The 20,927-nt window shown below is 57.5% G+C and carries 20 protein-coding genes; 17 read left to right on the top strand and 3 right to left on the bottom strand.

Annotated elements, in window-relative coordinates:
- Positions 1 to 6: 6 nt before the first annotated feature.
- The gene (locus AKL27_RS04840; protein ID WP_050461650.1) at positions 7 to 471 is read right to left on the bottom strand and encodes an Lrp/AsnC ligand binding domain-containing protein; all 465 of its coding nucleotides are present in this window, start codon (positions 469 to 471) and stop codon (positions 7 to 9) included.
- A 289-nt stretch (positions 472 to 760) separates the two neighbouring features.
- Between AKL27_RS04840 and AKL27_RS04835 the strand changes: the two genes are divergently transcribed.
- From AKL27_RS04835 to AKL27_RS04785, 11 genes are all read left to right on the top strand, one after another.
- Positions 761 to 1,888: a branched-chain amino acid ABC transporter substrate-binding protein gene (locus tag AKL27_RS04835; RefSeq protein ID WP_050461649.1), complete on the top strand. Its 1,128-nt coding sequence runs from the start codon at positions 761 to 763 to the stop codon at positions 1,886 to 1,888.
- A 236-nt stretch (positions 1,889 to 2,124) separates the two neighbouring features.
- Positions 2,125 to 3,135 carry a trans-3-hydroxy-L-proline dehydratase gene (lhpH, locus tag AKL27_RS04830; protein WP_050461648.1) on the top strand — a complete coding sequence of 337 codons (1,011 nt, stop codon included), beginning with the start codon at positions 2,125 to 2,127 and terminating at the stop codon, positions 3,133 to 3,135.
- Positions 3,136 to 3,139: 4 nt separating this feature from the next.
- Positions 3,140 to 4,063: a delta(1)-pyrroline-2-carboxylate reductase family protein gene (locus AKL27_RS04825; RefSeq protein WP_050461647.1), complete on the top strand. Its 924-nt coding sequence runs from the start codon at positions 3,140 to 3,142 to the stop codon at positions 4,061 to 4,063.
- Positions 4,064 to 4,152: 89 nt separating this feature from the next.
- A complete protein-coding gene (locus tag AKL27_RS04820; RefSeq protein WP_050461646.1) occupies positions 4,153 to 5,082 on the top strand; it encodes a branched-chain amino acid ABC transporter permease in 930 nt (309 codons plus the stop codon).
- 30 nt (positions 5,083 to 5,112) lie between these two features.
- Positions 5,113 to 6,330, top strand: coding sequence for an ABC transporter permease subunit (locus AKL27_RS04815; protein ID WP_050461645.1), 1,218 nt, complete (start codon positions 5,113 to 5,115; stop codon positions 6,328 to 6,330).
- 18 nt (positions 6,331 to 6,348) lie between these two features.
- Entirely contained in the window at positions 6,349 to 7,119 is a 771-nt protein-coding gene (locus AKL27_RS04810; RefSeq protein WP_050461644.1) for an ABC transporter ATP-binding protein, read from the top strand.
- Positions 7,120 to 7,150: 31 nt separating this feature from the next.
- Positions 7,151 to 7,876 (top strand): ABC transporter ATP-binding protein, encoded by a 726-nt coding sequence (locus AKL27_RS04805; RefSeq protein ID WP_050461643.1) that lies wholly within the window; start codon positions 7,151 to 7,153, stop codon positions 7,874 to 7,876.
- 232 nt (positions 7,877 to 8,108) lie between these two features.
- On the top strand, positions 8,109 to 11,765 hold the full coding sequence (gene putA / locus AKL27_RS04800; RefSeq protein WP_050461642.1) for a trifunctional transcriptional regulator/proline dehydrogenase/L-glutamate gamma-semialdehyde dehydrogenase: 3,657 nt from the start codon (positions 8,109 to 8,111) through the stop codon (positions 11,763 to 11,765).
- A gap of 278 nt (positions 11,766 to 12,043) precedes the next feature.
- Positions 12,044 to 12,580: an ATP-dependent protease subunit HslV gene (gene hslV / locus AKL27_RS04795; RefSeq protein ID WP_050461641.1), complete on the top strand. Its 537-nt coding sequence runs from the start codon at positions 12,044 to 12,046 to the stop codon at positions 12,578 to 12,580.
- Positions 12,581 to 12,607: 27 nt separating this feature from the next.
- Positions 12,608 to 13,954 (top strand): ATP-dependent protease ATPase subunit HslU, encoded by a 1,347-nt coding sequence (gene hslU / locus AKL27_RS04790; RefSeq protein WP_050461640.1) that lies wholly within the window; start codon positions 12,608 to 12,610, stop codon positions 13,952 to 13,954.
- 28 nt (positions 13,955 to 13,982) lie between these two features.
- Entirely contained in the window at positions 13,983 to 14,174 is a 192-nt protein-coding gene (locus AKL27_RS04785) for a hypothetical protein (protein WP_050461639.1), read from the top strand.
- Positions 14,175 to 14,212: 38 nt separating this feature from the next.
- Here AKL27_RS04785 and gspG read toward each other — a convergent pair whose 3' ends face one another.
- On the bottom strand, positions 14,213 to 14,683 hold the full coding sequence (gspG, locus tag AKL27_RS04780; RefSeq protein WP_050461638.1) for a type II secretion system major pseudopilin GspG: 471 nt from the start codon (positions 14,681 to 14,683) through the stop codon (positions 14,213 to 14,215).
- 193 nt (positions 14,684 to 14,876) lie between these two features.
- Between gspG and glpK the strand changes: the two genes are divergently transcribed.
- The 5 genes from glpK (at position 14,877) to AKL27_RS28600 (ending at position 19,256) form a co-directional block, all read left to right on the top strand.
- Complete coding sequence (gene glpK / locus AKL27_RS04775) at positions 14,877 to 16,376, top strand: glycerol kinase GlpK (protein WP_050461637.1); 1,500 nt, start codon at positions 14,877 to 14,879, stop codon at positions 16,374 to 16,376.
- A 263-nt stretch (positions 16,377 to 16,639) separates the two neighbouring features.
- Positions 16,640 to 17,152 carry an AAA family ATPase gene (locus AKL27_RS04770; protein WP_050461636.1) on the top strand — a complete coding sequence of 171 codons (513 nt, stop codon included), beginning with the start codon at positions 16,640 to 16,642 and terminating at the stop codon, positions 17,150 to 17,152.
- A 194-nt stretch (positions 17,153 to 17,346) separates the two neighbouring features.
- Positions 17,347 to 18,579: an HD-GYP domain-containing protein gene (locus AKL27_RS04765; protein WP_050461635.1), complete on the top strand. Its 1,233-nt coding sequence runs from the start codon at positions 17,347 to 17,349 to the stop codon at positions 18,577 to 18,579.
- Positions 18,580 to 18,678: 99 nt separating this feature from the next.
- Positions 18,679 to 19,041, top strand: a complete 363-nt coding sequence (locus AKL27_RS28605; protein WP_050461634.1) for a phospholipase D-like domain-containing protein — start codon at positions 18,679 to 18,681, stop codon at positions 19,039 to 19,041.
- 38 nt (positions 19,042 to 19,079) lie between these two features.
- Entirely contained in the window at positions 19,080 to 19,256 is a 177-nt protein-coding gene (locus AKL27_RS28600) for a phospholipase D-like domain-containing protein (protein WP_269749188.1), read from the top strand.
- A 315-nt stretch (positions 19,257 to 19,571) separates the two neighbouring features.
- On the opposite strand, the gene AKL27_RS04755 is transcribed toward AKL27_RS28600, so the two are convergent.
- The gene (locus AKL27_RS04755; RefSeq protein WP_050461633.1) at positions 19,572 to 20,054 is read right to left on the bottom strand and encodes a VOC family protein; all 483 of its coding nucleotides are present in this window, start codon (positions 20,052 to 20,054) and stop codon (positions 19,572 to 19,574) included.
- Positions 20,055 to 20,315: 261 nt separating this feature from the next.
- On the opposite strand from AKL27_RS04755, the gene AKL27_RS04750 reads away from it, so the two are divergent.
- The gene (locus AKL27_RS04750) at positions 20,316 to 20,915 is read left to right on the top strand and encodes a LysE family translocator (RefSeq protein WP_050461632.1); all 600 of its coding nucleotides are present in this window, start codon (positions 20,316 to 20,318) and stop codon (positions 20,913 to 20,915) included.
- The last annotated feature ends 12 nt before the right edge of the window (positions 20,916 to 20,927 follow it).

Raw genomic sequence — 20,927 nt, 5'->3', positions numbered from 1 at the left:
CAGTGATTATTTGATCGGCAGCCGGATCGTGTTTTTGACTTCTTCCATCACGGCATAGGTATGTGTTTCGCGCACGCCCTTGAGTTGCAGCAGCGATTTGCCGAGGAATTCGCGATAGGCATTCATGTCTTTGACGCGCGATTTCACCAGATAGTCGAAGCCGCCGGCGACCATGTGGCATTCCATGATTTCCGGGATGCTTTGCACGCTTTTCTTGAAGGCTTCAAAGACATCGGGCGTGGTGCGGTCGAGTACGACTTCGATGAACACCATCAGTGAAACATCGAGCAGTTCAGGATTGAGTTGGGCCACGTAGCCGAGGATGTAGCCGGCTTCCTGCAGTTTGCGGACGCGCTCCAGGCAGGCTGCCGGTGACAGATTGACGCGGGCTGCAAGGTCGACATTGCTGATGCGGCCATCAATTTGCAGTTCGCCAAGAATTTTTTTGCTGATTTTATCAAGCGTAGCCATAGAGACTGAATTTTGTTTTGAAAAAATGGTTTATGGAAAATTTAATTCTGATTATATGGTTAATTATCGGGACTAATATCACGAAAGAGAAAATAGAATTCGAGCACCATAAAAAGCGTTGTACAGTTTGCAGCAATATGCGAACTTTCATCGAATATATTCGAGAGACTAAGTCCTATGCCGTTATCTGCTGTATCTGTTATCCGCTGACAATGCGTTCAATCACCGTTCCCGGCTGATCTGACCTGACGTTTTACCCAACCTGACTTCAAACGAGAGAGGAATCAACATGTATAACCGCATGCGTATCATTGCAGCTTCAATTGCTGTTATCCCGGCAATTGCATTTGCGCAAGAAGTACAAACCGTCAAGATCGGTTTCAGCAGTCCGCTTACCGGACCGCAGGCTTCGGCAGGCAAGGATAACCAGGGCGGTCTGCAACTGGCGGTAGAGCGTCTGAACACACAGGGTCTGGTGATTGGCGGCAAGAAAATCAAGTTTGAAATCATTGCTGAAGATGACCAGGCGGATCCGCGTTCCGGTGTTGGTGCAGCGCAAAAACTGGTGGACCAGGGCGTCAAGGCCATCGTCGGTCCTTACAACTCGGGCGTGACCATCCCGGCCTCGCGGGTCTATAACGAAGCCGGCATCGTGACCGCAACCGTGGCTTCCAATCCGAAGATCACGCAGCAAGGTTTCACTTACCTGTACCGCGTCGCGGCCAGCGACAGCCAGCTCGGCGGCAAGATGGCGCTGTACGCTGCCAAGGAACTGAAGATCAAGAACGTGTCGGTGATCGATGACCGTACCGCATACGGCCAGGGTCTGGCGGATGAGTTCAGCAAAGTGGCCAAGGCCAATGGCATCAATGTCGTCAGCAAAGACTTCACCAACGACAAGGCAACCGATTTCACTGCCATCCTGACCTCGATCAAGGGCAAGAAGCCTGACGCCGTGTTCATCGGCGGCTACGCGCCACAAGGCGGTCCGATCAAGCGCCAGATGAAACAACTCGGCATCAATGCCGTACTGCTGGGCGGTGACGGTATCTGCTCGCCGGAAATGGGTCGTCTCGGTGGCGACGCCATCGGTGACAGCGTCTACTGTACGCAAGGCGGCACCATGCTGGAGAAGGCCAAGGAAGGCAAAGTCTTCGCCGATGACTACCAGAAGAAATTCAACCGTCCGCCTGAAGTCTATGCGGTGTCATTCTATGACGGCATGATGCTGATCGCGCAGGCAATGAAGGCGGCCAATTCGGTCGAACCCAAGCAATACAGCCCGGCACTGGCAAAAATCAAATACAAAGGTGTCGCCGGTCAGTATGAATTTGATGCAGTGCACGATATGAAGCAATCACCAGTGACGGTGTTCCGCTTCAAAGACGGTTTGCCGGTCCCTCTGACCAGCTATTGATGCTCTTGCATCATCCGGCCGCTCCTGTCAGCATGCAAGGAATGGCCGGTTTGACCGCCATCAGGAATGTGTAACCGCCCCGGTCGCTGCCCGCAGCGACCGGAGTGAAGCATTCGGGCAGAGGTTGTCCGTCTCCTGATTTTCGTCAAGTACCAGACAGTAAGTGAAGCCGGTGCAGCGGCAGGCGTTGCCGCATCCGGTGTGATGTTGTTTTCAGATTTATTGAAGGAAGTTTCATGCTCAGCTATACCCGTACCGTTCAGACTATTGATGCGCATACCGGTGGTGAACCACTGCGCATTCTGGTCTCCGGTCTGCCGCAGGTGCCCGGTCAGACCATTCTGGAAAAACGTTCCTGGTTGAAGGAAAATCGTGACGACCTGCGCCAGTTCCTGATGAACGAGCCGCGCGGTCATGCCGACATGTACGGCGCCTATCTGTTTCCGCCGGTGACACCAAACGCTGACTTCGGCGTGATCTTCATTCATAACGAAGGTTACAGCGACATGTGCGGGCACGGCATCATTGCACTGGGCAAGGTATTGGTCGAGATGGGTTACGTCGAGCGCACCGCGCCGGTTACCCGCATCGCCTTCGATGCGCCGGCGGGCTTCATCGAAGCCAGTGTCGAGTGGGACGGCCAACAAGCCGGCAACGTTACCTTCAAGAACGTGCCGGCTTTTATTTATCAGCGCGACGTTGAAGTCGACACGCCGAGCTTCGGCAAGATTACCGGCGACATCGTGTTCGGCGGCGCCTTCTATTACTACATCAATGCCGATCAGGCCGGCCTGACGGTCAAGCCGGAACAGGTGCGGCAGCTGATTCAGCTGGGCGCGGAAACCAAGGCCGCGGTCAAAGCCAAGGTCAAGATCGAACATCCGCTGGAACCGGGTTTGAATACCTTGTATGGCACCGTGATCGACAGCGCACCCAATTTCCCCGGTGCCGATCAATCCAACGTCTGCATTTTTGCCGACCGCGAAGTGGATCGCTCACCGACCGGCACCGGCACCTCCGGCCGGGCGGCACAATTATTCTTGCGCGACCGACTGGCCCTGAATCAGAACTACGTCAACGGCAGCATCGTCGGCAGCAATTTCAGTGTCAAGGTTACCGGCACCACCGAAGTCGGCGAGCTCAATGCGGTGTTCACGGAAGTGACCGGCAGCGCGCATATCATGAGTACCAATCAATGGGTGCTGGAAGCATCTGATCCATTCCCTGTCGGCTTCTTCCTGAGATAACCCCATGCAAATACTTGACGCTGTTCAAACTGCGCAGGCCTTGCCCTACGCCAAATTGGTCCCGGCGCTGGCGCAAGCCGCGCGCGAATTTTCAAGCGGCGCCATCCGTTCCCCGGAACGTCAGGTGGTGCCGATCGATGCTGCCAGTGTATTGCTGAGCATGCCGGCCATCAGCGCTGATCTGAGCGTGACCAAACTGATCACCGTACATGCCGGCAACGCCCGTCACGGCTTGCCCGTGATTCAGGGTGAAGTGGTGGTGTTCGACACCGCCACCGGTCGTCGTCTGGCCATTCTCGATGGTCCCACTACCACTGCCCGTCGTACCGCTGCCATGACCTTGCTGGGTATCCAGACGCTGGCGCCGGTACGGCCGAAATCGGCATTGCTGATCGGCACCGGCGTACAGGCCGCGGCTCACGCTGATGCCCTGGTGGAATTCTTTGGCGTTACGCAGTTCTGGATTGCCGCACGCGATGCGGCCAAGACTCAGGCTTTTTGCAGTGAACTGTCGCAACGTCATCCGAATGTCGTGGCCAGCCCGCTGGCGGTGCAGGCGCTGCAAAATGATGCACCACAAACGGATGTGCTGATCGCGCTGACGACGTCACGCACGGCCGTGATTCCGGCACGCATTGCACCGACCACGCTGGCCATCGGTGTCGGCGCCTTCAAGCCGGACATGGTGGAATTCCCGTCCGAATTGCTGCATACCCGCACCATCGTGGTCGATGATCTGGCAGGCGCCAGGCATGAAGCCGGCGATCTGATTCAGGCCGAGGTCGACTGGAGCAAGGTACGCGCCATCGGTGACCTGCTGGCTGGTACCTGCGAACCGCTGATGACCTTGCCGGTATTCAAGACGGTCGGTCAGGCTTCATGGGATCTTGCTGCCGCACGCGTGGCACGCGATTTGCTGCAACTTTGATTTTGTATTATCCGCACCTCAACCCGCTGTAATCACAAGCAACTTCACAATAGCCGGCGTCAGCCGACATAGAGGGAAAGCAGAACACTATGGACATTTTCATCCAGCAAATCATCAACGGTCTGGTACTCGGCAGCATGTACGCGTTGATCGCCCTGGGCTACACGATGGTGTACGGGGTCTTGAATCTGATCAACTTTGCCCATGGCGATGTGTTGATGATCGGTGCCATGGCGGGCTTGAGCATCTTGAAACTGGTGCAGCATCTGGCGCCGGAATTGCCGGGTATCGTCAAACTGATCATCGCGATTGTCGGCGCCATTCCGGTGTGCGTGATCATCAGCCTGATCATTGAACGGGTAGCTTATCGTCCGTTGCGCAATGCACCGCGTCTGGCACCGTTGATCACGGCAATCGGTGTATCGATCCTGTTGCAGACACTGGCGATGATGATCTGGGGCCGCAGCCCGGTGCCATTTCCGCAAATCATGCCGTCCGATCCGATTCATATCGCCGGCGCGCTGATTTCACCAACGCAGATCATGCTGTTGTTGCTGGCACTGGCAGCGATGATTGCACTGGTACTGATGGTGGAAAAAACCAAAATGGGTCGCGCCATGCGCGCCACTGCCGAGAATCCGCGCATTGCCGGATTGATGGGCGTGGATGCCAATCGCGTGGTGGTGGTGACCTTCGCCATCGGTGCGGCACTGGCAGCGATTGCCGGTGTGATGTGGGCCGCCAACTACTCGACCGCGCAATTCGCGATGGGCTTCGTGCCGGGTCTGAAGGCATTCTCGGCGGCGGTGCTCGGTGGTATCGGCAATATTTACGGCGCCATGCTGGGCGGTATCTTGCTGGGTCTGATCGAAAGCCTCGGCGCCGGTTATATCGGTGACCTGACCGGCGATTTCCTGGGCAGCAATTATCAGGACATCTTCGCTTTCATCGTGCTGATCATCGTGCTGACCTTGCGCCCCTCCGGCATCATGGGTGAACGCGTCGCTGACCGCGCATAAGCCACCAGATAACGCATAAGAGAGATAACCATGGCATTCATCACCTTCGACAAGAAGCGCAACCCGCGCCAGGCCAAAGCCAGCCTGCTGGTCCTGCTGGCGATCATGATCGTGTTCCCGTTCATTGCCAGCCAGTTCGGCAATTCATGGGTCCGCATCATGGACGTCGCCCTGTTGTACATCATGCTGGCGCTTGGCCTCAACGTCGTGGTCGGCTTCGCCGGCCTGCTCGATCTGGGCTACATCGCGTTCTACGCCATCGGTGCCTATACCGCCGGTTTGCTGGCCTCACCGCAGTTTGCGGCGGTCATCGAATCGTTCGTCAATACCTATCCGATGGTGGGCAATTTCCTGATCATGATCTGCGGCCCCGAGATCGTGCAAAACGGCATTCACTTATCGTTGTGGGTGATCGTGCCGCTGTCGGCGATGGTGGCAGCATTGTTCGGTGCCTTGCTCGGTGCGCCGACGCTGAAACTGCGCGGTGACTATCTGGCCATCGTGACGCTGGGCTTCGGTGAAATCATCCGCATTTTCATGAACAATCTGAATGCACCGGTCAACATCACCAACGGTCCGCAAGGGATCAACCTGATCGATCCGATCCGCGTGTTCGGCGTGTCGCTTGGCGGTGAACCGGGTTCGGGTTCCATCGTCAAGTTCCTCGGCATGTCGATGCCGTCGGTCAATGCCTATTACTTCCTGTTCCTGCTGCTGTGTATCGCGGTGATCTTCTTCTCGATCCGCTTGCAGGATTCGCGACTGGGCCGCGCCTGGGTAGCGATTCGAGAAGATGAAATCGCCGCCAAGGCAATGGGCATCAATACCCGCAACATCAAACTGCTGGCGTTTGCCATGGGCGCATCGTTCGGCGGCGTGGCCGGCGCCATGTTCGCCTCCTTCCAGGGTTTCGTCTCGCCGGAGTCATTCTCGCTGACCGAATCGATTGCGGTGTTGGCAATGGTGGTGCTCGGCGGTATTGGACACATCCCGGGCGTGGTACTCGGCGGCGTGATTCTGGCGGCCTTGCCGGAAATATTGCGCCATGTGGTGGAACCGCTGCAGATGATGATCTTCGGCAGGGTCTGGATCGATGCCGAAGTGTTGCGTCAGTTGCTGTACGGACTGGCCATGGTGGTGATCATGCTCAATCGTCCGGCTGGCTTGTGGCCTTCGCCACGGCATGAAGACCGTCCTGAAGCAGACCACCCGCATGATGATGCGGCAGTCGGCGTAGTCAAAGCATAAGCCAGAGGAACAGACGATATGAGCGCAACAATTTTAAAAATAGCCGATGTCAGCAAACGCTTCGGCGGCCTGCAAGCCCTCTCGGGCGTGAGCCTGAAGATCGATCAGGGCCAGATCTACGGTCTGATCGGTCCCAACGGCGCCGGCAAGACCACCTTCTTCAATGTCATCACCGGTCTGTATCAGCCGGACACCGGCACCTTCGAACTGGCCGGCAAGCCCTATTCGCCGTCGGCGCCGCATGAAGTGGCCAAGGCCGGGATTGCCCGTACCTTCCAGAACATTCGCCTGTTCGGCGACATGACCGTGCTGGAAAACGTGATGGTCGGTTGTCACGTGCGCACCAAGCAGAATGTGTTTGGCGCAGTGTTCCGGCACAAGGCCGCGCGCGATGAAGAAGCAGGCATTCGCAGCAAGTCGCAGCAATTGCTGGACTTCGTCGGCATCGGCAAATTCGCCTCGCGTACCGCGCGCCATCTGTCGTATGGCGATCAGCGCCGTCTCGAAATTGCACGGGCGCTGGCGACGGATCCGCAACTGCTGGCACTCGATGAACCGGCGGCCGGCATGAACGCCACCGAAAAACTGGGCTTGCGCGAATTGCTGGTCAAGATCCGGGCCGAAGGCAAGACCATCCTGCTGATCGAACATGACGTCAAACTGATGATGGGTCTGTGTGACCGTCTGACGGTGCTGGACTATGGCAAGCCGATTGCCGAAGGCACGCCGGTCGAAGTCAAAACCAACCCGGCGGTGATTGAAGCCTATCTGGGCGCCGGTCAGCACTGACCCCATTGAACCAGCAGAAGACGAGAGACAGATGACGAGCACATTACTGAACATCAAAGAGCTGAGCGTTGCTTACGGCGGCATCAAGGCGGTCAAGGGCGTATCGCTGGAAGTCAGCGAAGGCGAACTGGTGACGCTGATCGGCGCCAACGGCGCCGGCAAGACCACCACGCTCAAGGCGATCACCGGCACGCTGCCCGATTGCAAGGTGGCCGGCCATATCGAATATCTGGGGCAAGCCCTCAAAGGACAGAGTTCATTCCACCTGGTGCAGCAAAAGCTGGCGATGGTGCCGGAAGGGCGGGGCGTGTTTACCCGCATGAGCATCCAGGAAAATCTGATGATGGGTGCCTACACGCGCAACGACAAGGCCGGCATCGCGGCCGACATCGAAAAATGGTTCGGCGTGTTTCCGCGTCTCAAGGAGCGTGCGGCCCAGATGGCCGGCACGCTGTCGGGCGGCGAGCAGCAGATGCTGGCCATGGCGCGGGCGCTGATGAGTCATCCGAAACTGCTGTTGCTTGATGAGCCCTCGATGGGTTTGTCGCCGATCATGGTGGAAAAGATCTTCGAGGTGATCCGCAATGTATCGGCGCAAGGCATCACGATCCTGCTGGTGGAACAGAATGCCCGTCTGGCGCTGGAAGCAGCCCACCGCGGTTATGTGATGGAATCGGGATTGATCACCATGAGCGGCAAGGCCAGCGAGATGCTCAATGATCCGCGCGTCAAGGCGGCTTATCTGGGTGAAGAATAAGCGTCGTTGACGCTGGCTGCGATCCGCAGGCGCTGCCCGGCAGTAAGTGCCGCGCCTGCTGGAACAGCGGCAGATATGAAAAATATGTTTGATATTTAATTTTGTCGATGTGACTTATGCGAAATTAAATTCATGATAGATGGTGAAAATACAGAATTAATATTGGCAGTTCACGAATAAAATCGCGCAAAGTAAAAAATTGTGTTTAGACCGTTTCTTCGAGAATGCCACTATGACCGCTACCAGCCAGATCTCTCCCTCGCCTGCATTCGAGGCATTCCAGCAAGCATTGTTGCCGGCGCCGACGCCGTTGCAAGCCGCGATCACCTCGGTTTATCGCCGCGATGAAACGGCGGCCGTGCAGTGGCTGCTGACGCAGATTCAAAGCAACGACCAATGGACCGACGCCACCCACACGCTGGCGCATACGCTGGTGCAAGCGGTACGGACCAAACGTACCCGCGCCTCCGGCGTCGATGCCCTGATGCACGAATTTTCGCTGTCATCGGAAGAGGGCGTGGCACTGATGTGTCTGGCCGAAGCCTTGTTGCGCATTCCCGATCATCAGACTGCCGATCGTCTGATTGCCGACAAGATCAGCAAGGGTGACTGGCGTCGTCATCTGGGCGAATCGCCGTCGTTGTTCGTCAACGCCGCCACCTGGGGGTTGCTGATTACCGGCAAGCTGGTCAGCACCAACAGCGAAAACAGCCTGACTTCCGCGCTGACGCGTCTGATCAATAAAGGTGGTGAACCGCTGATCAGAAAAGGCGTGGATTTGGCCATGCGCATGCTGGGCAATCAATTCGTCACCGGTCAGACCATCGCTGAAGCCTTGAGCAACAGCCGCGAGAATGAAAAACGCGGCTATCGCTATTCCTACGACATGCTGGGCGAAGCGGCGCTGACCGGACATGATGCCGACTATTACTATCGCTGTTACGAAGAAGCGATTCATGCCATCGGCCGCGCCTCCAACGGGCGCGGCATCAAGGATGGCCCGGGCATTTCGGTCAAACTGTCGGCGCTGCATCCGCGTTATTCGCGCGCGCAACACGCGCGCGTCATGGGTGAATTGCTGCCGCGCCTGAAACAATTGCTGGTGCTGGCCAAGTCATACAACATCGGCCTCAATATCGATGCCGAAGAAGCCGACCGTCTGGAATTGTCGCTGAACCTGATGGAAGTCCTGGCGTTCGATCCCGATCTGGACGGTTTTGAAGGGATCGGTTTCGTGGTGCAGGCCTATCAGAAGCGCTGCCCGTTCGTGATCGATTATCTGGTGGATCTGGCGCGTCGCAGCGGCCGCAAGCTGATGGTGCGACTGGTCAAGGGCGCGTACTGGGACAGCGAAATCAAACGCGCCCAGGTCGATGGCCTGAGCGGTTATCCGGTCTACACCCGCAAGGTGCATACCGATTTGTCTTATCTGGTGTGTGCCCAAAAACTGCTGGCATCGACCGCTGTCATCTATCCGCAATTCGCGACCCACAATGCGCACACACTGGCGGCGATTTACACCTGGGCGCAACAACATCAGATCACCGATTACGAATTCCAGTGTCTGCATGGCATGGGCGAGACCTTGTACGATCAGGTGGTTGGCGACGACAAGCTGGGCAAGGCTTGCCGCATTTACGCGCCGGTCGGCTCGCATCAGACCTTGCTGGCGTATCTGGTGCGTCGCTTGCTGGAAAACGGTGCCAACTCGTCGTTCGTCAATCAGATCGTCGACGAAGCCGTTGCCATCGATACGCTGATCGCCGATCCGGTCGAGGCCGTGCGTCAGACCGGCGGTGCGGCGCATGCGCAGATTCCGCTGCCGCGTGATCTGTATGGTGAAGAGCGCAAGAATTCGGGTGGCATCGATCTGAGCAATGAAGACAGCTTGCGCGATCTGGGGCGTGAGTTTGCGCAACTGGCCGGCCATGAATGGCAAGCCGGACCGTTGCTGCAGGGCCGGGTTACTGCCACGCCCGATCTGGACATCCTCAATCCGGCCGACCACCGCGACCGGGTTGGCCGCGTGGCCGAAGCCAATGGCGACGATGTTGAAACCGCACTGGCGGCCGCTACTGACTATGCGCCGCAATGGCAAGCATTGCCGGCAACCGAGCGGGCGCAGATGCTGGAACGTGCCGCCGATTTGCTGGAACAGCATCGGGTCGAATTGATGGCGCTGGCAGTGCGTGAAGCCGGAAAATCGTTGCCGAATGCCATTGCCGAAGTGCGCGAAGCAGTCGACTTCCTGCGCTATTACGCGGTGCAATCGCAGCGTGACGGCAATGTGCTGGCGTGGGGGCCGGTGGTGTGCATCAGCCCGTGGAATTTCCCGCTGGCGATTTTCGTTGGTGAAATCAGCGCCGCATTGGCCGCCGGTAATGTGGTGCTGGCCAAGCCTGCTGAACAGACACCGCTGATCGCCCATCGCGCAGTGCAACTGCTGCACGCTGCCGGTATTCCGCTGGCGGCATTGCAATTTCTGCCGGGACGCGGCGAGACTGTCGGCGCTCGTCTGACCTCGGATGAGCGCGTCAAGGGCGTGATCTTTACCGGGTCGACCGAAGTGGCGCAACTGATCAACCGTACCTTGGCCAAGCGCGTCAAAGATGAACACGGCGACTTGCCGCTGATTGCCGAAACCGGCGGTCAGAATGCACTGATCGTGGATTCCAGCGCCTTGCCTGAACAAGTGGTGCAGGATGTGCTGTCGTCGGCTTTCGACAGTGCCGGTCAACGTTGCTCGGCCTTGCGCGTGCTGTGTCTGCAACACGATATCGCCGACAAGACCATGACCATGCTCAAGGGCGCAATGGAAGAATTGCGCATCGGTCGTCCCGACCGTCTGGTGACCGATATCGGACCAGTGATCGACGCCGAAGCGCGCGACCAGTTGCTGGCACATATCGAACAGATGCGCGGCCAGGGCTGCAAGGTATATCAATTGCCGCTCGATGAACAAACCGGTTACGGCACCTTCGTGCCGCCGACCGTGATTGAAATCGATTCGCTGGCGCAATTGCAACGTGAAGTGTTCGGCCCGGTGCTGCACGTATTGCGTTACCGGCGCGATGAATTGCCGCAACTGATCGACGCCATCAACGCCACCGGTTACGGTCTGACACTGGGCGTGCATTCGCGTATCGATGAAACCATCAATTTCGTCGCCGGCCGTGCTCATGTCGGCAATATTTACGTCAACCGCAATATCGTCGGCGCCGTGGTCGGGGTGCAGCCGTTCGGGGGTGAAGGCAAATCCGGCACCGGCCCCAAGGCGGGCGGTCCGCTGTATCTGAAGCGCTTGCAACGTCAACCGCAACCGCTGACGCCCACTGTCGCTGAAGCCGCGCCATCGACGACACTGGCGGTATTGCTTGAATGGGCAGCGACCCATGGTCATGCCAAACTGGCGACGCTCGGCAATTCCTACGTGGCAGAGAGTTTGCTCGACACCACGCTGGCGTTGCCGGGTCCGACCGGTGAGCGCAATACCTTGTCGTTTGCGGCACGCGGCAAGATGCTGTGTATCGCCACCAGCGTGCCGGCTTTGCTCAACCAACTGGCAGCAGTGCTGGCCACCGGCAATACGGCAGTGGTCGATGCTGCCACCGCACAATACCTGCCGGCCGGCTTGCCGGAGATGGTGCGACAACAGGTGATCGTCAGTGATCAACCGGGGACACTGGCGTTGCATCTGGCATTGGTGGATGCACCGGCCTGTGTGCAATGGCGGGCGCAACTGGCCGCGCGTGACGGCGCGCTGGTGCCGCTGATCGTCACCACCGACGACGCGCCGATTGCCTTGTGGCGTCTGGTGGCGGAACGTGCCTTGTGTATCAATACGACCGCTGCCGGCGGCAATGCCAGCCTGATGACACTGGAAGTCTGATGTTCATTCCTGCCGGAAATAACTGAGGCTGGCTGTCTTTCGTGGGTGCAACGGCGATGTCGAAATGACATCGCCGTTTTTGCGTGTGCCGGTGCTTTGCGCGTGATTTTCAGTGACGCCGCCAGGCCACTTGGCGTCCGCCCGGCACGGCAAATCAGCCGCCGCTCCCCATGCGTCGTAAAATGGAGCTTCTCTGCGTCAGAAATGCGACGTCTTGCAATCTGCAGGGCAGTCCCCATTTCATCAGAACTCAGCAAAATTTTTACCCGGGACACAGGATGGAACAATTTCACGGCACGACCATACTCACCGTGCGACGCGGCAATACCGTCGCCCTCGGCGGTGACGGACAGGTAACGCTTGGCAATGTCGTCATGAAGGGCACCGCGCGCAAAGTGCGCAAGCTCTATCAGGGCAAGGTACTGGTCGGCTTCGCCGGCGGCACCGCAGATGCATTTACGCTGCTTGATCTGTTTGAAGCAAAACTGGAAAAGCATCAGGGCAATCTGATGCGCGCCTCGGTGGAACTGGCCAAGGACTGGCGCACCGACCGCATGTTGCGCCGGCTGGAAGCCATGTTGCTGGCCGCCGACCGCGATACCACACTGGTGATCACCGGCAACGGCGATGTATTGGAACCGACCGACGGCGTCGGCGCCATCGGTTCGGGCGGCACGTTTGCGCAATCGGCTGCCAAGGCCTTGCAGGAAAATACTGATCTGACTCCGGCCGAGATCGTCAAGAAGTCGCTCGTGATCGCCGGCGAATTGTGCATTTACACCAATTTGTCGCACATCATTGAAACTCTGGATTAATACGCCAGTCACGCAAAGAACATCATCATGAACATGACTCCCAAAGAGATCGTTTCCGAACTCGACAAACACGTAGTAGGTCAGGGCCGCGCCAAGCGTTCGGTTGCCATCGCCTTGCGCAATCGCTGGCGGCGTCAGCAGATTGACGAACCGCTGCGTCACGAAATCACGCCCAAGAACATTTTGATGATTGGTCCTACCGGCGTCGGCAAGACTGAAATCGCGCGGCGTCTGGCCAAACTGGCAGGCGCACCGTTCATCAAGATCGAAGCCACCAAGTTCACTGAAGTCGGTTACGTCGGACGCGATGTCGATACCATCATTCGCGACCTGATCGACATCGGCATCAAGCAGACCCGCGAAGCGGAAGTCGGCAAAGTACGCGCGCGCGCCGAAGATGCCGCAGAAGATCGCGTGATCGATATCCTGGTACCGCCGGCACGTGACTTCGGTTTCACGCCGGAACACGGCAGCAGCAGTTCCGCCGGCGAAGACAAGGACACTACCACTCGTCAGACTTTCCGCAAGCGTTTGCGCGAGGGTGCGCTCGATGACCGCGAAATCGAAATCGAGTTGGCCGAAGCGGCACCGCAAATGGAAATCATGGCGCCGCCCGGCATGGAAGAAATGACCGAGCAGATCAAGGGCATGTTTTCCGGTCTCGGCAATAATCGCAAGAAGACCCGCAAGATCAAGATTCGCGAAGCGATGAAATTGCTGATCGATGAGGAAGCCGGCAAGCTGGTCAACGAAGATGAGTTGAAGCAGAAGGCGATTCATAATGTCGAGCAGAACGGTATCGTGTTCCTCGATGAAATCGACAAGATCGCCACCCGCTCGCAATCCGGCGCCGACGTCTCGCGTGCCGGCGTGCAACGCGATCTGCTGCCGCTGGTCGAAGGCACCACCGTCAATACCAAGTACGGCATGATCAAGACCGATCACATCCTGTTCATTGCCTCAGGCGCATTTCACCTGGCCAAGCCATCGGATCTGATTCCCGAATTGCAGGGGCGTTTCCCGATCCGGGTCGAACTCGATTCGCTGTCGATTGCCGACTTCGAACGCATCCTGACCGGTACCGACGCCTGTCTGACCAAGCAGTATGAAGCGCTGCTGGCAACCGAAGGCGTCAAGATCGAATTTCAGCAAAGCGGCATCAAGCAACTGGCCGAAATTGCATTTTCAGTCAATGAAAAAACCGAAAACATCGGTGCCCGTCGCCTCTACACGGTGATGGAAAAATTGCTGGAAGAAATTTCGTTCTCGGCCGGCGAGTCAGGCGAGCAGACGATTGCCATCGATGATGCATACGTCAACGCACGTCTGAGCGAACTGGCCGTGAACGAAGACATGTCGCGTTACGTGTTGTAAGCGACAGCGGGAAAACGGGGGATCTGACATGGCCAACAAAGCACTCGCCACCCGGCAAAAGCTGAGTTTTCGGGTAGAGCCATCGCAAGCCAGACCCCGCAACCCGGTGGCCGTTGCTGCCAGGCAGCGCGCCGCCGGCCCGCATCGTAAAAATGCGTCGGCGGTACGGCAGTCTGAAAAGCAAGCCTTGAAAAAGACGCTGGACGGCAGTTCCCGCTAACGTCGTCTTATCCCAGCGATGTCATTGCAGCGGCGGCTTCAGTGGCGGCCATGAATGATGGTCTCGCTCTCATCGCCGCCATCCGGTCCGGCGGTGCCAAATGAAAATACCGCAAACTCGTCGCCATCTTCGGTAGCCCGATATTGGTACGGATTGCCCCACGGATCACGTGTGAGACGGTCGATATAACCACCGGTTTTCCAGTTTTTCGGTACCGGCGGTTTCACCGGTTTGATGATCAGCGCCAGCAAACCTTGCTCGGCGCTCGGATAACGACTATTGTCTTTTTGATAAAGTTGCAGTGCCTGTTCGATGGCGGCGAGATCTTTTTCTGTCGTCACGACTTCCGGGCTGTGCGCATGATTGATGGCATCAATCAGTTTCGGTACGCCCCAGGCGGCGAGCAGTGCCAGTACCGCCAGCACGATCACGATGAGTAACCGCGCCCGGCCTTGCTGAGAAAAGGTGGAAACCGAACGGGGGCCGGGTTGCCGAAGAGTGCTGCGCATTGAACGTACTTTCCAGTAGGGCGATGAATATGACAAGATGCGAGAGTATAAGGCAGAGTGCTGCGGCGGCGTTGCCCGCAGTATGGCAAAAATGACGATTGCGGTTGCACGGCCACAGCGGGCGGGTCGGCTTCTGCCATCGCCGTCTTGCTGCCGGCAATAACGACGACGTTGCATTTCCGGAGACAGACTGATGACAGAACAATATATCCTGGCGCTGGATCAGGGCACGACCAGTTCGCGCGCGATCCTGTTCAACCGGGCCGGCCAGGTGGTCAGCACGGCACAGAAAGAATTCGCGCAGATTTATCCGCATCCGGGCTGGGTCGAGCATGATCCGCTGGAAATCTGGTCAACCCAGGCCGGGGTGGCAGCCGAAGCCACTACCCGCGCCGGTGTGAACGGCGCATCGATTGCCGCCATCGGCATCACCAACCAGCGTGAAACCACGATTGTCTGGGATCGTCGCGACGGCCGCCCGTTGTACAACGCCATCGTCTGGCAAGACCGGCGAACCGCCGGTTATTGCGACGAACTCAAAGCCGCCGGCCATGAGGCGATGATTCGCGAAAAAACCGGTTTGCTGGTGGATTCGTATTTTTCCGCGACAAAAATCAAATGGATTCTGGATAACGTCGCCGGCGCCGCCGACCTCGCGCGCGCCGGTCATCTGGCATTCGGGACGGTTGACTGCTGGCTGATCTGGAATTTCACGCGCGGCGAATTGCATGTCACCGACGTCAGCAACGCTTCGCGTTCCTTGCTGTTCAATATCCATACGCTGGACTGGGACGAACAATTGCTGGCCTTGTTCGGCATTGCGCGCAGCATGCTGCCGCAAGTGCGATCCTCCAGCGAAATCTATGGCCATACCAAAACCACGGTCTTCGCTTCCAAAATCCCGATTGCGGGTATCGCCGGCGATCAGCAGGCCGCCTTGTTCGGCCAGATGTGCACGCGCCCCGGCATGGTCAAGAATACCTATGGCACCGGTTGTTTCATGATGATGAATACCGGTACCGTGCCGATTGTTTCCAGTAACCATTTGCTGACCACCATCGCCTGGCAGATTGACGGTCAGGTGAACTATGCACTGGAAGGTAGTATTTTCATCGGCGGGGCAGTGGTGCAATGGCTGCGCGATGGTCTGGGACTGATCCGCAAGTCGCGCGATGTCGAAGCCTTGGCGCGCAGCGTCAGCGACAGTGACGGCGTCTATCTGGTGCCCGCCTTTGCCGGTCTCGGCGCGCCGCACTGGAACCCGCATGCGCGCGGCAGCCTGTTCGGCGCGACCCGGGGTACCAAGGCAGCCCATCTGGCGCGTGCCGCGCTGGACAGCATTGCGTATCAAACCATGGATGTACTCAAGGCGATGCAGGCCGATGCCGGTATCGATATTGCCGAACTGCGGGTAGATGGTGGCGCCACCGGTAACGACTTGCTGATGCAGTTCCAGGCCGACCTGCTCGGGGTCGACGTGATCCGTCCCAGGATTACCGAAACCACGGCACTGGGCGCCGCTTATCTGGCCGGTCTCGGCTGCGGTTTCTGGTCCGGACTGGACGAGATACAACAGCAATGGCAACAGGATGCCCGCTTCAGCGCGCAGCAGACACCCGAGCAGGTGGCGCAATTGATACGCGGCTGGCAGCGTGCGGTGAATGCCGCGAAAGCATGGGCCGATAACGGTTGATGTGACAATGATCCACGCCGCTGCCGGTATTCTGCTACAGTTACCCGACCTGAGAGGCTGCAATCAGTTGCTGACTGACGGACTCGATGGCATCACGATCTGAAAGCCATGCATTTTTTCTGCGCACACATTGCCGCGATTATTCGCACCATGCACACCATGGTGGGATAGCGTTCGCAGAACAGTCGCTGACAACCCGCCCTTGAGGCGGTTTTTTTTCGACTGCTTCCGGGGATCACCCCAAGCCAAAAAGGAAACATGAAATGAAACCGGATACACAAGAGCATTCAACTGATACCGGCACTCCGACGCTGCACATGATCTGCGGCAAAATCGCCTCCGGCAAATCGACCCTGGCCAGCCGGTTGGCGGACCAGCCCCGGACGCTGCTGATCAGCGAAGATGCATGGCTGAGCCAGCTTTATCCGGGCGCCATCAACACCGTGGCCGACTATGTCCGCTGCGCGGCCAACTTGCGCCTTGTCATGGGCAAGCACGTCGAACAATTACTGCGCGCCGGCAACTCGGTGGTGCTTGATTTTCCCGCGAACACGTTGGGTACCCGCCAATGGATGCGGGAAATCTTTGAGCACGCCGGTGTCGCCCATTGCCTGCATTATCTGAACGCCAGCGACACCGAATGCAAACGCCGCCTGCAACACCGCAATCAAGATGACGCACACCAATTCAAGACCAGCGATGCGGAGTTCGATCTGATCACGCAGTACTTTGTTGCGCCTGCTGCCAGCGAGGGATTCAATGTGATTGAGGCGTAGCGATCGGTCGCTGCGGAAAGGAGTGATTCCATCCTTGTTTCATTTTCGACAAGAGGCGCAATTGTTGCCGGCGATTGCAGATGGAAATTGGTAACAAAAAAATAAATCATGTTTTGCATGTTTCCAATACTATGTGGGCCGGGCATATAAATAACGTGATAATTTCACCGGTAGCCTAGTCAACATACTGAAACATGAGTCACCTGAAGAAAATACAAGTCGAAGAGCTCCAACTGGGAATGTATTTTTGCGGCTTTGAAGCTGCCTGGATCGATCATCCCTTCTGGAAAAAACGCTTCTTGCTGAAAGATGTCGCCGATTTGCAGCAGGCTCGCGCCAGCGGGATCGCGCATTGCTGGATTGACATCGAACTCGGCAAGGACATCGAAGAAGTCGTGCCGGCAGAGATCGCATCGTCTGAAGCGGTGCCGTCCGTGCCTGCGGTCAGCGCCGCGCCGGAGATGGCTGCGGCCGTTGCCGATCCGTTCTTCGAAGAGATCGAACAGGCGCGCATGTTGTGCGAGCGCGCACAAGACACCACCAAGGCCATGTTCAACGATGTGCGCCTCGGCAAAGTCATTGACATGGACCGTTGCGTTGATCTGGTCGATCAGATCACGGCATCGATATTGCGCAACAGCACGGCCATGACCAGCATCGTGCGTCTCAAGATCGTCGATGACTACACCTACATGCATTCGGTCGCCGTCTGCACCCTGATGGTGGCACTCGGACGCACTCTGGGCATGGACGAGACCGGTTGCAAAGAAGCCGGACTGGCAGGGTTGCTGCACGATGTCGGCAAGGCCTTCATCCCGGTAGAAATCCTGCACAAGCCGGGGCGACTGACGCCGGCCGAACTTGAAATCGCGCGCCGTCATCCGGTTCTCGGTTACGAGCATCTGGTCAAGAATGTACACATCCCGGCGTATGCCACCGAAGTGTGCATGCATCACCATGAAAAGATAGACGGCAGCGGTTATCCGGATGGCCTGGTCGGCGCCCGCATCCCTCTGCTGGCACGCATGGCCGCGATTTGCGATGTCTATGACGCAGTGACTTCGGACCGGCCTTACAAGGAAGCCTGGGATCCTGCCGAGTCGCTCACCGCCATGGCATCCTGGAGCGGTTTCTTCGACAAGAGCATCCTCTCGGCCTTCGTCAAGACGCTGGGTATCTATCCGATCGGTTCGTTGCTGAAGATGGAGTCCGGGCGGCTGGGCCTGGTGCTCAGACAAAGTACCGGCGCGCTGACCAAACCGGTTGTCAAAGCCTTCCGTTACGATGGCAACGGCGACATTGTCGATTCCGAAGTCATCGATTTGTCCGCTCCCGATCCGACCGACCGCATTCAGCAGCGCGGCGGTGAAGAGTGGCTCAAATACAATGGTCTGGACAAATACTGGATGCAGCGCACCTCGCCATGACCATGTAAGGCTGTTGGCTGCGGCCACTGATTCAACTGCGTTTAATCGTTGCATTGCTCCGCAATCGGACCGGAGCTGCCATCAGTGGAGAAAATATTCATGCATCCAAACATCAAACGAACAGCGTTGGTTCTTTTGTTCATTGCGACCATCGGTGCGCGGGTGTCGGCAGCCACCGGGACTCAAGAGCCGGGGCCGCAGGCAACCGCACAGCAACCTCGAATCGAAATCGCATTTTCACCTGAAGCAGGAGGTGAAAAACTGGTACTGAAGGCCATCGATTCCGCGCAAAAAGAAATACGGCTGGCGGCTTATTCCTTCTCCTCACTCACGATTGCAAAGGCGCTCGTCTCCGCACAGAAGCGCGGCATTGACGTCCGGGTAATGGTCGACGACAAGAGAAATCATGGCAAGTCCAGTATTGCTCCACTTAACCTCATGGTGAACGCTGGCATCCCGTAAGAACCAATGCCGCATATGCCCTCCATCACGACAAGTACATTGTCGTCGACAGCCGACACGTACAAAACGGAAGTTTCAACTACACAGCCGGTGCTGCCAAAGCCAATAGCGAAAACGTGCTTGTGATATGGAACGATACTGATCTGGCGGCTTCCTTTTTGAAGCACTGGCAATCCAGATGGAATCAGGGTTCCGGCTTTACATCAACGGACTGAAACGGTGCCGCGCCGGCCAAGCGGCCGATCCGGTCAGTATCCGACAGCACGCCACGCGATCTGGCCGGCTGGCGGCCAGTCAATTCTTCTCAACATTTCAGTGAGTGTATTGCCAATCAACAGCCAACTCTTGTTGCGATGTATCAATGCGGCTATCCGAATCCGCCCGGCCCGGGATTGCCGGCCAGTATCGGGGTCACCGCGCGGGTTCAAACGTGCATGCAAAAGAAAGGATTCATCCCTGATCGTGCATCGGTATCAATGTCGGCGATGATTCCGGTATGCCGGCAATATCCGATGCTTCCGGCTTGTTCGTCATGGTGATTGCCGGGCTGCCTCGATGGCAGCGATATCGATTTTTCTCATGGTCATCATGGCTTCGAACGCGCGCTTGGCCGCAGCCTGGTCGGGATCGGTGATTGCAGCCATCAGGACCCGCGGCGTGATCTGCCACGACAATCCCCATTTATCCTTGCACCAGCCACATGCGCTTTCCTGGCCACCGTTGCCGATGATCGCCTGCCACAGGCGGTCGGTTTCGGCCTGATCGTCGGTTGCCACCTGGAATGAGAACGCATCGGTGTGTGCCGGTCCCCGGCCGCCGTTCAGTCCGAGGCAGGGAATACCCATTACGGTGAACTCGACCGTCAGGACATCTCCCTGTTTGCCGGCAGGATAGTCGCCCGGCGCACGATGCACGGCGGTCACGGCACTATCCGGAAATGTTGCGGCGTAGAACGTTGCGGCCTCCAGCGCGGCACCGTCGTACCAGAGGCAAATCGTGTTTTTGCGCATCATGTCGGTTCTCCTGAATGCAGACAGATAACAAAGGTGCAACCCGGCCACAGCAGTGTGCTGCGTTGGCTTGCCGCATTTAGCTCCGACGTGGTTTACTGCAAATAGTGCCAAAGAAATTCCTGATGCTTTCTGATCACTTTTCGTCAGGATTCCGGATTGCATGAAGTTGTTCAATCTCAAGATCATATTTGATGCCAACAGCACACCTGACACCAGACATGAGGTAGTCTTCCTCCGCTCACGTCCAATGGTCCGACCCTCATGTCTCCTGACTTACATTCTTTTGTATTCCTGCTCAGCGTCGCGCTGATCCTGTTGACGCCGGGGCCGACCAATACCTTGCTGGCGCTGGCCGGTCTCGGATTGGGACTGCGCCGGGCCTTGCCGCTGCTGGCTTTCGAGCTGGCCGGATACCTCATCTCGATTTCGTCGTGGGGTTTGCTGCTGGCGCCAGTCCAATTGCAATTCCCATGGATCGCCACGCTGGTCAAAGTCGCCGGCAGTTGCTACCTTGCCTGGACGGCGGTCAAGGTCTGGCGCGATGCGAAGTTATTGCAAACGCCACAACAACGAACCATCACGCCCAAAGTATTGTTTGTGGCAACGTTGCTGAATCCCAAGGGATTGTTGTTTGCCTTGGTGATTTTCCCGCCGCATACCTTCGAGGTGTTGCAGAGTTACGCGCTGACGATGGCTGCTTTTGCCTGTCTGCTGGTACCGGTTGGCGCGCTCTGGATCGGCCTTGGCCATGCCTTGAACAACCGGCACCTGCGGTTCATCAATCCGCGCAAGATCCAGCAGGTGAGTGCGGTCGCTTTGGGCATGTTCTCGGCATTCATTGCCTGGGCGGCATTCCGCTAGCCATTGGTGGCA

Source organism: Herbaspirillum autotrophicum, assembly GCF_001189915.1.
Lineage (GTDB): Bacteria > Pseudomonadota > Gammaproteobacteria > Burkholderiales > Burkholderiaceae_D > Herbaspirillum > Herbaspirillum autotrophicum.
The sequence above is the reverse complement of the archived record's forward strand: the minus strand, read 5'-3'. Positions and strand labels throughout refer to the sequence as shown.